Source organism: Azohydromonas australica DSM 1124 (genome assembly GCF_000430725.1).
Classification (GTDB): domain Bacteria; phylum Pseudomonadota; class Gammaproteobacteria; order Burkholderiales; family Burkholderiaceae_C; genus Azohydromonas; species Azohydromonas australica.
In genome coordinates, this window is record NZ_AUMO01000080.1 from 15,021 (window position 1) to 28,370 (window position 13,350).

At 62.1% G+C, this 13,350-nt stretch carries 17 protein-coding genes; 16 read left to right on the forward strand and 1 reads right to left on the reverse strand.

Annotation, left to right across the window (positions count from 1 at the left end):
• The first annotated feature begins 102 nt into the window (after nt 1-102).
• The 6 genes from H537_RS0113560 to H537_RS42870 all read left to right on the forward strand — a co-directional run bounded on the left by H537_RS0113560 (nt 103) and on the right by H537_RS42870 (nt 4,477).
• Nucleotides 103-444, forward strand: coding sequence for a hypothetical protein (locus H537_RS0113560; protein ID WP_156901679.1), 342 nt, complete (start codon nt 103-105; stop codon nt 442-444).
• On the forward strand, nt 441-1,274 hold the full coding sequence (locus tag H537_RS0113565; RefSeq protein ID WP_238446687.1) for a ParA family protein: 834 nt from the start codon (nt 441-443) through the stop codon (nt 1,272-1,274). Before H537_RS0113560 ends, H537_RS0113565 begins: the two co-directional genes overlap by 4 nt.
• Before the next feature lie 41 nt (nt 1,275-1,315).
• Nucleotides 1,316-2,311 carry a ParB/RepB/Spo0J family partition protein gene (locus H537_RS49175; protein ID WP_051242565.1) on the forward strand — a complete coding sequence of 332 codons (996 nt, stop codon included), beginning with the start codon at nt 1,316-1,318 and terminating at the stop codon, nt 2,309-2,311.
• Nucleotides 2,312-2,716: 405 nt separating this feature from the next.
• Nucleotides 2,717-2,887 carry a hypothetical protein gene (locus tag H537_RS52765; protein ID WP_156901680.1) on the forward strand — a complete coding sequence of 57 codons (171 nt, stop codon included), beginning with the start codon at nt 2,717-2,719 and terminating at the stop codon, nt 2,885-2,887.
• The gene (locus H537_RS0113580) at nt 2,884-3,489 is read left to right on the forward strand and encodes a plasmid mobilization protein (RefSeq protein WP_156901681.1); all 606 of its coding nucleotides are present in this window, start codon (nt 2,884-2,886) and stop codon (nt 3,487-3,489) included. Before H537_RS52765 ends, H537_RS0113580 begins: the two co-directional genes overlap by 4 nt.
• 4 nt (nt 3,490-3,493) lie before the next feature.
• Entirely contained in the window at nt 3,494-4,477 is a 984-nt protein-coding gene (locus H537_RS42870) for a relaxase/mobilization nuclease domain-containing protein (RefSeq protein WP_043458772.1), read from the forward strand.
• A gap of 4 nt (nt 4,478-4,481) precedes the next feature.
• Here the strand turns inward: H537_RS42870 and H537_RS51020 are convergent, their stop codons facing one another.
• Nucleotides 4,482-5,177, reverse strand: coding sequence for a helix-turn-helix domain-containing protein (locus H537_RS51020; protein WP_084150654.1), 696 nt, complete (start codon nt 5,175-5,177; stop codon nt 4,482-4,484).
• A gap of 183 nt (nt 5,178-5,360) precedes the next feature.
• Here H537_RS51020 and H537_RS52770 point away from each other — a divergent pair, with 183 nt between their 5' ends.
• The 10 genes from H537_RS52770 to H537_RS54930 form a co-directional block, all read left to right on the forward strand.
• The gene (locus H537_RS52770; protein WP_156901682.1) at nt 5,361-5,942 is read left to right on the forward strand and encodes a hypothetical protein; all 582 of its coding nucleotides are present in this window, start codon (nt 5,361-5,363) and stop codon (nt 5,940-5,942) included.
• Nucleotides 5,942-6,421 carry a lytic transglycosylase domain-containing protein gene (locus H537_RS42880; protein WP_043458775.1) on the forward strand — a complete coding sequence of 160 codons (480 nt, stop codon included), beginning with the start codon at nt 5,942-5,944 and terminating at the stop codon, nt 6,419-6,421. Before H537_RS52770 ends, H537_RS42880 begins: the two co-directional genes overlap by 1 nt.
• The gene (locus H537_RS0113600; protein ID WP_156901683.1) at nt 6,418-6,720 is read left to right on the forward strand and encodes a hypothetical protein; all 303 of its coding nucleotides are present in this window, start codon (nt 6,418-6,420) and stop codon (nt 6,718-6,720) included. Before H537_RS42880 ends, H537_RS0113600 begins: the two co-directional genes overlap by 4 nt.
• A 6-nt stretch (nt 6,721-6,726) precedes the next feature.
• Nucleotides 6,727-7,080, forward strand: coding sequence for a VirB3 family type IV secretion system protein (locus tag H537_RS42885; protein WP_051242569.1), 354 nt, complete (start codon nt 6,727-6,729; stop codon nt 7,078-7,080).
• A gap of 110 nt (nt 7,081-7,190) precedes the next feature.
• The gene (locus H537_RS42890; RefSeq protein WP_051242571.1) at nt 7,191-9,617 is read left to right on the forward strand and encodes a VirB4 family type IV secretion/conjugal transfer ATPase; all 2,427 of its coding nucleotides are present in this window, start codon (nt 7,191-7,193) and stop codon (nt 9,615-9,617) included.
• Nucleotides 9,614-10,012: a hypothetical protein gene (locus tag H537_RS0113615; protein ID WP_028998360.1), complete on the forward strand. Its 399-nt coding sequence runs from the start codon at nt 9,614-9,616 to the stop codon at nt 10,010-10,012. The genes H537_RS42890 and H537_RS0113615 overlap by 4 nt, the downstream gene beginning before the upstream one ends.
• A 4-nt stretch (nt 10,013-10,016) precedes the next feature.
• Complete coding sequence (locus H537_RS0113620) at nt 10,017-11,024, forward strand: TrbL/VirB6 family protein (protein WP_028998361.1); 1,008 nt, start codon at nt 10,017-10,019, stop codon at nt 11,022-11,024.
• A 9-nt stretch (nt 11,025-11,033) separates the two neighbouring features.
• Entirely contained in the window at nt 11,034-11,726 is a 693-nt protein-coding gene (locus H537_RS0113625) for a TrbJ/VirB5 family protein (RefSeq protein WP_051242573.1), read from the forward strand.
• An 18-nt stretch (nt 11,727-11,744) separates the two neighbouring features.
• On the forward strand, nt 11,745-12,443 hold the full coding sequence (locus H537_RS42895; protein ID WP_051242575.1) for a VirB8 family type IV secretion system protein: 699 nt from the start codon (nt 11,745-11,747) through the stop codon (nt 12,441-12,443).
• Nucleotides 12,440-13,350: TrbG/VirB9 family P-type conjugative transfer protein (locus tag H537_RS54930; RefSeq protein WP_211235008.1), on the forward strand; the 911-nt coding region annotated here is incomplete at its 3' end. The genes H537_RS42895 and H537_RS54930, both read left to right, overlap by 4 nt.

Sequence of the window (13,350 nt, forward strand, 5' to 3'; positions counted from 1 at the left end):
AGACCGAAGGACCACCGAAGCAACGAGGTTCATATGGCAAGTCGGAGCAAGCAGCTCCTCACACCCGAGCAATTTGAGGCCGCTGTCGCAAAAGGCGGAACGATGCAGGAGCACACGATCAGGCTAGCGCGCCGCATGCTGGTAGACGGCATCCCGACCAGCACGGCAGCCCAGGAGGCCGACGTGAAGCCACCCCAGGCCAGTACGCTGAAGCGGCGCATCTTGGAGCTGCACCTTGCTGCTCAAGCAGTGAAGGTGTCAGCCGATCAGTTCATGCTGCAGCAGCCGCCGCGCAATGTACGCCTGGCTGCCCTCCGGCCCGAGTTGGTAAAGCTGCAGCGCGCGGGCTACACGCTCGCGCAGTTGGTCGAGTTCCTGGCCGTGAATGACATCGAGGCCACATCCGAAGAAATCACAACCATCCTGGCAGAGAGCAACGCATGAGCACTCGCACCTTGAAGTCCCTGATGCTGGTCGCCCAGAAGGGTGGCGTTGGCAAGACTGCCATCGCGACGATGCTCGCGCACTACCTGGCGCTGCTGCGTGGCAAGCGCGTTCTGGTCATCAACCTGGATCACCAGAAGAACCTCGTGCGTCCGCTGTCGCAGTCCGGCAAGGTCACGATGGCGTCCATCACCAGCGACAAGCTGCTGACCGACCCGAAGGCTGATGTAGAGGTCGCACCGTACGTGCTGGTGCCGGGTGACAAGGATGCGCTGGAAAGCCTGGAGCGCCAGCCAGACAAGCACAACGCGTTTGCCGGCAATTTCCGCTCTTTCCTGCGCCGCATGGAAGGCAAGTTCGACGTGGTGGTCGTGGACACCAACCCGAACCCCGATATCCGCGTGCTGGCCGCGATGGTCTCGATCGACTACGTGCTCGCACCGATCCAGCTCAACCAGGAGTCCATCGACGGCATTGCGGACCTGTTCAACGGCAAGCGCGTGGGCATCGGGCGCATCCGTGCCACGCTGAACAAGGAACTGAAGTTCCTGGGCATGTTGCCCAATCTTGTGAAGCCGGTCCCTTTCCAGCGGGTCAACCTGGAGAAGTTGCTGGCGGTTCCCGAGTACCGGGCGCAGTTGATGGGCATGAAAGACAACCCGACCGAGATCAAGGATCTGGCGCGCATCCCTGACCGCACGGTCATCGCCCAGATCCAGGCCAGCGGCCAGGTGCTGTGGGAGGTCAAGAACCACACCGCAGCACGCGAAGCTTGGGCTGAGATCAAGCCCGTGATGGATCGCATCGCACAGTTGATGGGCGTGGAGTAAGCAGCCGCCCCTGCTGCCTTACGAATACAAGGAACCTTCCAATGAGTATCGATCTGTCCGCCAGTCTGGACCTCGGCGCCCTGGACGCGCAGGCTGTTGCCACCGGCGAACCCCTCAAGCTGGACCCCAAGACGATCCGCCCGAGCCGCTGGGTCAACCGAGCCGATGACTCGTTCCAGAGCGAGGCGTTCGCCAGCCTGAAGGACGAGATTGCTGACGCTGGCGGCAACGTCCAGCCCATCAAGATCAGGCCGCTGACGCCGCCCGAAGGCGAAGTGCAGTACGAGATCGTGTTCGGCCACCGCCGCCACCGTGCCTGCCTGGAATTGGGGATCGATATCTCCGCCGTGGTCGAGGAGGTCGGCGACCAGCAGTTGTGGGCGCAGATGGAGCGCGAAAACCGTGCCCGTGAACCGCTGTCGGCCTACGAGCAGGGCCGCATGTATCAGCGGGCGTTGGAGGAGGGCTTGTTTCCTTCGCTGCAGGCACTGGCCAGGGCCATCGGTCGAGATCCCGGCGACATATCCAAAGCCATCACCATCGCGACCCTGCCGACAGAGGTCGTGAACGCTTTTAGCTCGCCCGGCGACATCCGCTTCCGGGATGCCTCCCCGCTGCGCGCCGCGATCAAGGAGAACCCGTCCGCAGTGCTAGAGACGGCGCGAGAGCTTGCTGCCAATGGCAATGCACAGCCGGCAGCCGAGGTGGTGAAGCAGTTGACCACTGCCGCTGTTGGACGGTCCAACAACGACCGTGCCGATGCCGAGGGAGACGTGACCGAGGTGACCAAAGGGGCAGCAAATTCCGCTGTTGGACGGTCCAACAAGGCCAAAGGGGAGGGTGCACAAGCCAAATCAAAAGCGGCTTCGATACAGCTGCGCGTGGTGGTTGAAGTGGGGGCGGAGCTGATGGAGGTCGTGACGGACTGCAAGCTGCGCAAGGACCGTATCCCCGTGCGACCCGTTGGGAGCAAGGATCAACCTCAGTACGTACAGCCTGCCAAGGTACGCATCGTGCGGGTAGAAGCAACTGCTTGACGACAGCCGTGTAGTGTCACGGTCAGGACACCGTGAGCAAGCCGCCCGTGTGGCGGCTTTTTTGCGCCCGGAGCGCACTACTCTCGGGTCAGACCAATCTTCGCGCTGCGCTGTTGGACCGTCCAACAGCCGGCTTGGAAGGCCAAATGCGTGCCCTGTGCTCTCCGCTTGCCGTACTGGCACGGCACAAAGGAAGCCGGGACAGGGTGGAGATAGACGGAGTGGGGAAGGTTAGGGCAGGATAGGCTGATCGCCGGTTTATGTATTACAGCTGGCGAGGGACTTAGGAGCGATCCGATGAGAGACCCTACCCAGCCGCCCCGGCAGTTCTCAGGCAACCCCACGCCTCGCCGCCTATGGCTACCCTTCCTGGTAGCTTCCGTACTCGGTGCCTTGATCGCTGTCATGGCAGAGCTGCCGTGGCAGCTTGTGCTGTATTCGGCCGTATTCGCGCCCGGTCTGTGGATGTGTGCGCTGGTCTGTCGGCACGGCAAGATTTTCGACATTGGCGTCCTCGTAGGCCTGTTCCTCGCCGTCGCTGGCATGTTGCTGGACTTGGTCGCCGATACCTTATGAGCGAGAAGAAGGGCCGCCAGCTGCTGGTGCTCGATGTAGGCAAGATGAAAGAGGATGTGGAGCGGTGCGCTAAGGAAGCCGGTCAGCTTCCCAGCCAATGGGCAAGGGCGGCTCTGCAGGCAGCTGTAGAGGCGGCCGGTGTCAACCCTGAACCTGCAGCCGTGCCAACTCCTCGCAGGCGCCTAGACGGTCCCACGGTGCGCTTCGACATGCGGCTGTTGGTGTCCGAGCACCAGACGCTGGTCAAGCTGGCCAGCCGTGAGAAGTTGTCCATGGCCGAATACATGGCCCGACTGCTCACGAGCCCAACAAATACGGTGGTGGGCCCCAAGACCCTAGAAGCGCTGGCGCAGTCCAACTACCAGCTCACCAAGCTTGCTGGCAACTTCAACCAGCTCGTGCGGCACTTGCATACGAAGCCCGCACAGCTCTCCACCGCCGACCACCAGCTCATACGCGACACCGTTGAGGCAGCACAAGCGCACATCAAGAAGGCATCCAAGTTCATTGCCGCTTACAGCGCCACACGGCGTACCGGCAGCGGCAGTTGGTGCAAGTTGGAGACTTTCAAGCCTTCGCCAGGCAGTCCGACGCAGGAGTGAGACCATGGCTCCGCAGTCCAAGACGCTGGGGCGACCAAAAGTGGACGGCGTGCTTTTGCTGTGGGGCACCGAGCTGTTCTATCCGCGCTCGAATCGAGGCAAAGGCGGCGGGCCGGTGCGCTTCACGCCACCACGCATTCCCACGGCGGCCAACATCCGCGAGCGCATTACAGCAACGGTGCGAAATACGCCCCAAGTCATGGTGAAGGTCACGGGGGGGTCAAAAGGCATGGAACGGCTGCGTGCGCACCTCACGTACATCACACGCCACGGCGAGCTGCCGCTGATGAATGAGCGCGAGGATGAGCGCCTGGGCATGGCGGAGGTGACGGCCACCGCTGACGATTTCCGCTGGGGTGGCTCCGAAATTCCGGAGCACAGCCACCGCAAAGAGGCGCTGCACATTGCCCTTGGCATGCCCCCTGGCACGCCGAGGGACGAGCTGTGCGCAGCGGTCGAGGACTTCGCTCGACGCGAGCTGGCCAACCACCAATGGTGCTGGGCCTTCCATGGCGACAAGGAGCACCCGCACGTCCACTTGGTCGTGCGAATCGAGGGACACGACATGAGCCGCCTGAACCCGCGCAAGGCGGATCTGCACCGCTGGCGAGAAGCCTTCGCACAGGCGCTGCAGGTGCGTGGCATTCAGGCTGAAGCGACGCGGCGTGCCACCCGTGGCGTGCTTGAAGCCGGGGAGCGGAAGTGGCAACTTCATGCTGGACCTAACGGCCGCGTGCGCCAGCCACAATCAGAGAAGCCAGCGTTATCGGCCAAAGCAATCGAGAGCTCGATGCGGGCATGGGGCTACATCCACAACGCGCTGGCTGCGTCCGAAGATTCAGGGGACCGCAACTTGGCTGGCGAAGTAAAGGCGTTCCTTCGCGGCACCCCAATGGTTCAGGCCATGGAGGCAGCAGTGATGCAGGAGGAGCGCCTGCAGCAACAGGTGCCGGTGCAGCAGCGCAGCCGGGGCCGGACGCTGGACTGAGGTTTCAATCTTCGCAGACTTCCGGTGGCTCGGGCGGCTCAGCTTGGGCAACTAGGCGAGGTCGGCTGACAGTCAGTTGTAGAACTGTGTATGCCCGCCATGCAGGGTCTTTTACGGCCTGAGGCGCAGCAATGACGAACCCATGCGTGGTGTTGACTGCAACGATGGGCTCTTCACATGGGAATGACACAGAGTTGCCGATCAACGCCTCGCACTGAACTGCAGCAGGTCCCCCGCTGATCGGCAGCATGGCACCAATTTTCAATTCTCGCGCTTCGCGTGCGGATGGGTCGGTGCCCTTAATGCCATCGCCAGGTACTACTACCAAGCTGCCGCCTAACGACAGGACAACCATACCCCTGTAGGGCGGCTCAACTTGCTTACCGATGACAACTTGGCAAGGCAAGCCGCGGCCACCGCTAAGTAGTGTCGCTTCTTCGAACTTGTAGTCCTCAGCTGGCTTCAGGATGTCGCGTAGAGGCTCCCCAAAATGCTCAGCAACGACCGCCAACTCGTCCAACGTCCATGGTGCCTCGCCTCGCACCTTGCGATGAGCTTGTGAGTAACTGAGACCTAGTGCTTCCTGTACGAGGTAGGAATGCTGACTTGCCATATGACCATGCCGCTCAAGCATTAAACGCAAACAGTGAACAGCCAAGGTCGTTTCTTTCCGCCAGAAGACAGGATCTCTTTTCTTCATGAAGTTTTTTGTAGTGAGCGCGCGATTTTGCTTGGCTCGCGCAGTTGCAGCAAAGCCCACCGCCTACCTTCGCTACCTGTTTCATGTGGATACCTAGTGAGTGATGACATGCCTGCGCCCTAACTTGTGTGAGTTCGTTTAGAGGAGCAAAGTGCCATTTCCGCTTTAAGAGAGAAGTGGAAAATGTCCAAGCAGTGTTTCCATAGAACGGAAAAACACGAGATGGCTTTGCTGCTCGTTGCAGCGGCTTCCCTTCTTGGAATCGCCTCTTCGGCATACGCCTTTGACCACTGCAAAACAGTCTTATGTCTTGCCGGTAACTGGTCGCAGATCCAGGACTGCATACCGGACGTAAATGAGGCCATGCGCTGCATGTCGCGTGGAAAGTGCTGGCCAGAATGCCCCGGCTCCAATACCAACGTGCAGTGGGCTGCGATGCAGTGCCCGCCGCAATACACGGTACTGGACCTGAACACCGGGGCCCGGTACTGCACCATGACTGGCGTAACGGACGTGGCCAAAGAAGCCAATCCGCACTACATGCGCATCTGGTGGTCCGCTGGCGGCACCGACATCTCGTACCAGTACAGCGACGAGGCCAAGGCCGATCTGCTGTCAGTGGGGGTCGTGCCCAATCCACGCTTTGACAGCGACTTTGAGATCTGGGTAGCAACGAAACCGGCTGACGCTTGTGCGCTGGGTGTCCTGCCTCCTGAGCAGTGCACCGCCTACCTGCCTTCCGGCTACAGCAGCGGCAACCAGTGATGGACGCAATCCCTGCGCTCATGCAGCAGTGCGCACCATTCATCCATCCGGCGACGTTGGCCCGCGTGCTGCATCGCGAGTCGAAGCACCAGCCATTCGTCATTGGAGTAAATGGCGCCCGGTTGGAGCGCCAGCCGCAGAACATCAGCGAGGCCGTTGCGACCGCAAAGAACCTGCAGCGCCTGGGGTACGACTTCGACGGAGGCATTGCCCAAATCAACGTGCGCAACTTTGCCTGGCTGGGCCTGACTGCTGAAACCGTGTTTGACCCTTGCGTCAACCTCTGGGCCGCCCAGCGCGTGCTGCTGGACTGCTACGAGCGGGCTCCCAGCCGAGACGAGCAAACCCGCATCCGCCAGATGTTGTCTTGTTACAACACCGGCAGCCACCGCGATGGATTCCGCAACGGCTACGTTTCAGGCGTGGTCAATGCGCCCGTCGCAATTCCCACCGTGCCTTCAAAAAAGGACCAGCCGTGAAAGTTTCTAATGCAATCACCTGGGTCAAGGACCAGTCCCTGCGGATGCAGGTGGCGCTAATCGCCGCCGTGCCGGCCATGGCCAACGCCCAACTCGCCGATAAGGCAGTGCGCACTGTCGAGGAGGCGCGCAACTTGGGCCTCATCGTTGCCGCCAGCATCATCACCCTGGCCGGCATTGCCGCCGGCTTGAAGATCGCCACCGACCGACAGGCCAACCTCAAGGACGTGTCACCCTTGCTGTGGGGCGGCGTCGTGGCAGGAAGTGCCGCTGGCTTTGGCACTTACATCATGTCTTGAGCTGCCATGCAGAAGGAAACCATCTACAAGGGCGCGACACGCCCTGCTCTGTTATTTGGCAGGGTGCCTCTGCTGCCAGGCGTGTTTCTGGGCATCTTCGACATCGTGGCCACGATGCTGGTGTTTATCTTCAGCAGCTTGCTGCTGGCGTGTGTTCCATCACTGATTGTGTTCCCGGTGCTGGCATGGCTCACCGTCATCACCAAGAGGGATGACCAAGCCTTGAGGCAGATGCGGATGGTTGCCTTCCTCAACCTGCGCAACCCCAACCAAAAAATTTGGGGTGTGCGCAGCTATTCGCCCATCGACTACAGCGAAAAAGCGCGGCTGCTGCCGCTCCTTGGCGGTAACGACTACTGAGGACCATGATGTTATCAATGCTGCGATCAGCAGTGATGTCGCTGTTCAAGCTTCGTCCGACGCTGCCAGCACGGTGGCATTGGGCGGGGCACGAGGCATCGTGCGCTTCCATGATCGAGCTCAGCAGCATGCTTACCGAGCATGATGTGCTGACACGGGATGGCGCCATCGTGCGCTTTCTGAAGTTGCGTCCGGTGCCGTTTGAGACTACGGGCGAGCTGGACATGCGCGGCTTCCACGAGGCCAAGTGCCATTGGATAGCGAGTCTGTCGGACATCCAGGATGCAGAGGTCGAGGTCAACGAGCACCGTCTGCAACGCTTTGGCCTTGACCTGCTGGAGCCCATCGAAGGGGATCATTACTCGGCCGATCTGGATCGAGACTTCACACAAGAAGTGCTCACGGCACAACCGGGGCTGCAGCGCGAGCACTACATCTCGATCGTGCTACGGCCCAACAGCTCAGCGGCTCGAGGGCTATTCCTCAAGGACGAGTACACGCCCCGGGAAATTTTGGAGAAACAGACCGAATGGTTGCGCGTCATGGAGGAGCTCACCGAGTCTGCACTGAGCATCCTTGCGCAATTCAGGCCGGAGGTACTGGGCGACTATTGGCGCGACGGCATGCGTTACAGCCGGGTGAAGGAATTCCTGGGTTTTCTAACCAATGGCGTGTGGGAGCCCATGCGCGCCGGCTCCGATCCGCTGTACCGCACGCTGCCCAGCCGCTACGTGCATGTGCGCGACAGCCTGGTGGAACTGCGCGACACGAACGCTGAGGATGACCAGCCGAAGTACGCACAGATCCTGGACATTCGCGAGTACGCCGATGTTGAGCCCGGCTGCCTGAACCTGCCACTGTACGTGCGCGAGCAGTGGATTGAGACCATTAGCGGGCGTGTGCTGGAGCGCAACGACGCGGTGCGCGTGCTTAAGCGACACCGATCCTACCTTGTGAGCGGTGAGGACGCGGCCAGTAATCAGGTGCGCCAGCTGGACCGCGCGATCGAGGAGGCGGCTGATGGCGCGTATTGCGTGGTCGAGTTCGCCTACACGATGGCGGCCCTAGGCAGAACGCCTGCCGAGGCGCGTCGAGCCGGCTCACGCATCAAGGCCGCGATCAAGCGCTCCACGGGCATCCAGCTCACGGCGGTGAAGGTGGTGCCCGACGCTGCCTGGTACTCGCAGCTGCCCGGTAACATGAATCTGCGCCCCCGCATCGCCTACCTGTCCAGCCGCGCCATGATGGCCATGGCGGCCACGCACGGATTCCCAACCGGAAAGCGCAGCGGCAACCCCTGGGGATCGGCCGCAGTGCTGCTGCCCACACCATCTGGCGAGCCTTTCGCCGTCAACCTGCACGAGTCGCCTGCGGAGGAAGTGAACACCGGCGAGAAGCTGCCCGGTACCACGGGCATCTACGGCAGGACCGGCTTCGGCAAGACGACGATCGAACTGTTCCTGGTACTGCTGCGGCGGCGCTGGAACCCGAGGCCGCGTGTGCTGATCCTGGACAAAGATCGGAGCACCGAGATTGCCGTACGCGCCGAGCGCGGCCAGTACCTGCAATTGCGTGCCAACACGCCTACGGGCGTGCAGCCGTTCCAGTTCCCACTGCAAGGCCGACCGACCGATGAGCAGGTTGCCGCCTGGATTGAACTGGTCAAGGCAATGGTGTACCACCCAAAGCTGGAATTCCAGCCTTCGGAACTGAGCAACATCGAGAAGGCCGTGAAAGCCATGGCCGAGCTGCCGTCCGAGCTGCGCTGGGTCAGCGCGGTGCTGGACCTGCTGGATCAGGGCGGACCGCAGACCGAGGGCAACAACATTCATGACCGCCTGAAGCGCTGGTGCCGAGCCGGCGCACTGGGCTGGGTGTTCGACAGCGCCCGCAGCGTCCTGCCGCCGCCTGAGGACGTGGACCTGGCAGCCATGGACTACACGCAGATCCTGGCGCTGCCCGAGGCTCGCGGCCCGATGCTGCTGGCGCTTCTCCAATATTTCAGCGACGTAATCAGCCAGGGCCATCGGCTCATGGCAGTGATCGTGGAGCTGTGGCGCGCATTGCAGGACGAAGGTATCGCTGCCTTCATCCTGGACCAGATCAAGACGATCAGAAAAAAAGGTGGCCTGCTCATCTATGACACGCAAGAGACCAAGGATGTAACGCGCAGCTGGGTGGGTCCCAGCATCATCTCTCAGACATCCACGCTGATCCTGGTACCCGACTCCAAAGCCGTGCACGAGGACTACGTTGGCAAGCTCGGTTTGACCGAAGCGCAGTTCGCGGCCTACCAGAAGATGAGCCTCTCGGGACAGCGCCAGATCATGGTCATCCAGAACGGCCAGAGCGTCATCTGCAACTTCGACTTGAAGCCCATCCGGCACCACGTCGATGTGCTGTCCTCCTCTCCAGAAACTGTGCGCCTGCTGGACCAGATCCGCGCGGAGGTCGGTGACGACCCCATCGACTGGCTGCCGGTGTTCCGCGCCCGCGTCGCCCGTTCCCAAACCTCTCCACTGAGGCAAGCAGCATGAACCGCACCATCACCCTGCTCGTTGCGCTTGTTGCTAGTGCCAGCGCCATGGCCGTTACCAACGAGGCCGTCAAGACCGTGAACGGCAAGGTGGTAGTGGAGCTGCCACCCGAACCCAAGTCGTTTTCTACCAACGAACTTGAGATGAAGAAGGACCCATGGCGGCCCGGCGTGCTGACAGCGTCCCATGTGATCCAGACCGGCCCCACGTCCTTTGTCGAGTGCCCGCGCTCCTGGGTGGACAGCACCTGCCGGCCGTACCTGAAGGGCCGCGACCAGCGTCGCCGCGCCTTCATCATCAAGACGGGCGGCCAGTGGGTTGGCTGCCCGCGCCAGAACAGCCTGCACCAATGCCGGCCGCTAAGCAAAGGCTCTTTCATGGAGATGCAGGACTGATGCCATGGCCGACCTCATCTGGTTCGGCGGGATGCTGGACGGAATGCTCAACGGCTACGCCCAGGCAGTGCTGGGGCGCGTTATTCCCTTCGTGATTATCGTAACCGCACTACTGGTCACGATCTGGGGCTTCGTGCAAGGCATGGCAATCGTCAATGAGCAGGTAGCCACGCCCGCGCGCACGATCGTCTGGAAGATTTTCCAGATGGCGATCTATGTTTCGCTGGCCACCATCCCGCACGCCTACAACGACAAGATTGTGGCCAGCGTTTATAGCCTCAGCGATGGGATGCTGGTGGCCTTCAGACCCGCAGGCACCGAGCTGCAGAGCTTTGAGACCGCATGGGAGGTGCTGGACCAGTTCGCCCAGGACGCGTCTCTGCTGGTGAGCGAGCCGCTGAAAAAGGCTGACTCGATGATGGGCACGCTGGTGGCCGGCTTGGCGGCCTTGGTGTTCCTGGTGGCCGCCGGCATCGTGGAAATGATCGCCGTGGTCTGCATTGCCGTCACCCGCGTGACGCTTGCCTTTGCACTGAGCATCGGTCCACTCTTCATCATCTGCCTGATGTTCAACGCCACAAAGCAGTATTTCTTCAATTGGGTGGGTTTGGTTGTCTCTGCAATTGTCCTGAACTGGCTGGTGTTTTTTGTGCTCGGCGTGGTCATTACCGCCGCTATCCAGATGTCGCGAATGGCCCTCGCGGATCTCAGCACCTACAACCCGGTCGGTGTGGCCTTTGTCTATCTGGTGGCCTGTGGCGCTGGCGGAATCCTGCTGTATTTATCGCCGCGCGTGGCTTCCAGCATTTCTGGCGGATCGCCACTGGATTTGGGCATGTCAATGATTACCCAGGCCGCCATCGCCATGCGCATCCTGGCCGGCGGCAAGGGCCCGGAACCCAAAGGTGCCGACAACAGCATCCAGCCCAACCCTGGACTGGCCCAGGCCGCCAGCAACGGTGCCCAAGCACTCTATCAGCGCATCGCTGATATGGGCCGCAGCATGAGATAGGAGCCCAACGTGTTCGAGAAAAAGATGATGGCAATCGCCTCATCCTTCGCGTTGATGGGCATGCCAAGCGTCCATGCCCAGGTCATCGTGAACGATCCGCTCGTCCTCATACAGCAACTCCAGCAGGTGCTGCACGAGCTCACGCAGATCGAGAACCAGATCACGATGATCGAGCACCAGCGCGCCGAGTTCCAGTCCATCACCGGCTCGCGAGGGCTGGGGTCGCTGTTCCGCAACCCCGCCTTCGACAACTACGTCCCGCTCAACGCCGGCAACCTGATCCAGAACATCGCGGCCAGCGGCTACAGCGGGCTGAGCCCGGCGGCGAAGGCAATACGCGATGCCGGGATGCTCTACAACTGCGAGGACATTGCCGACGCCAATCAGCGGACCTTCTGCCAGTCGCAGCTGGCGCAGCCGTATCAGGCCAAGGCGTTCTGGCAGCAGGCCTTGCAATCCGCCAATGGGCGCATTGGTCAAGTGCAGGGCCTTATCACTGCCATCAACAGCACCAGCGACCCCAAGGCGATTGCCGAGCTGCAGGCCCGCATCGCCGGCGAGCAAGCCCTGATCGAGCACGAGCGCAGCCGTGCCCAGATGCTGCGCGATCTCGTTGAGGCCGAGCGCGAAGTCATGGCAGCCCAGGTGCGCGAGCGCAACCTGGAACTGCTCAATCGCCCGCTACGGCCTGCCGCTCACTGACCCCCTACAGGAGCCTCCATGTCCAAGACCCAGGCCGCCGCAGTTCCCGAACCCTGGGAAGCCATCGTGCGGGCTACTACGGCACGCTGTGAGCGCATCCTGCTGTTGGTGTGCGTGTTCACGGCGCTGAGCCAGGTGGCCTCATTCCTCGGACCGCGCTTGTGGCCGAAGCCGCCCGAGCGCATCCCATTGCCGATCGTCGTGGACCGCATCAACGGCAGCGCGATGGCCGTGAACACGCTGCAGGAGCTCTCGCAGGTCGATGCGCTGGAGATGCAGCACAAGAAGCACCTGCGCGAGTTCGTGCGTGCGCGTGCCGGATATATCTACCCGACGCTGCAGCGTGACTTCGTCACCGTGCGCCGCATGAGCACGCCCAGCATGTTCCGCGAATACGAGCGCCAGTTCGATGGCGACAACGGGCTGGACAAGCGGCTGGGTGACCGCGAAATGCACAACGTCAACCCGGTGCTGGTGCGGCTGACCGGCACCACACCGAAGGGCGATCGCGAGGCAGTGGTGACCTATGACGTCACCACCCGGTACGCCGACAACAAGCGCTCCCCATTCACGCAACGCTATGTCGCCACGGTTCACTTCAAGTACGAGCTGAAGGCCGCGCTGGACGCTGTGGACCGCGAGGAGAACCCGCTCGCCTTCGTTGTGACGTACTTCCGTGCCGACGAGGAAACTGGCCAGAAGGAGGCCGTGCAATGAAGCTGCACGCTATCTGGTTGGCTGCCCTGGCGGCGCATGCTGGGGCGGCACCGATCCAGGAAGTGACGTACAGCGCAACCGAGGTCATCACCGTGCCCGTGGCGCTGGGCGTGCCGACGCGCATCGAGCTGGAGCCCGGCGAGGCCATCAACAAGTCGCCTCATACGGGCCTGGGCTCCGACTGCGACAAGCCCGAGCAGCCGTGGTGCCTCTACTGGACGCCGGGCGACAGCGACTTCGTGGTCAAGCCCAAGAGCGGCGCGCAGGCGGACATGCCCAACAACGTGTCCATCAAGACCGCGCGGCGTTCCTACACGTTCGTGTTCAAGCTCGGCCCAGCCTCGCGGGCCGTGCACCGGCTGCTGGTGCGCCCGCCCCGGGCGCCTGAGGTAGACCCCGCCACGGCGCTGGCGCAGGGCCGCATGCAGGCAGCACTGGCCGTGATGCCCGCGCCTGGTGAGGTGGTCGAGCAGCGCCTGACGAGCTGCCCCAAGGTCGTCAACGCTGACTACACGGTGGCCACCGGCAAGGCCAGCGAGGACATCCTGCCGCATGCCGTTTTCGACGACGGGCGCTTCACCTACCTGTCCTACCCGGACAACCGCCCGGTGCCCGCCGTCATCCAGGTAGACGCGGATGGCAGCAAGCGGGTAGTGAACCAGACCATTGACTGCGGCTATGTGGCGATCGACCGGGTAGCCCGCGAGTTCTGGCTGCGCCACGGCGACATGGTCGTCTCGGTCAAGAACAACGCATACGACGTCAACGGGCGTGGCCGCTCGGTCGGGGTTCTTCAGCAGCTCCAGCGTGCTCTCCGGGACTTCCTTGTTGAGCCCGTCCAGCCATTTGCCGGGCAGCTTCAGGGCCCGCTCGATATGGAAGGCCGTCTCGTCGGGGCACAGCGCCC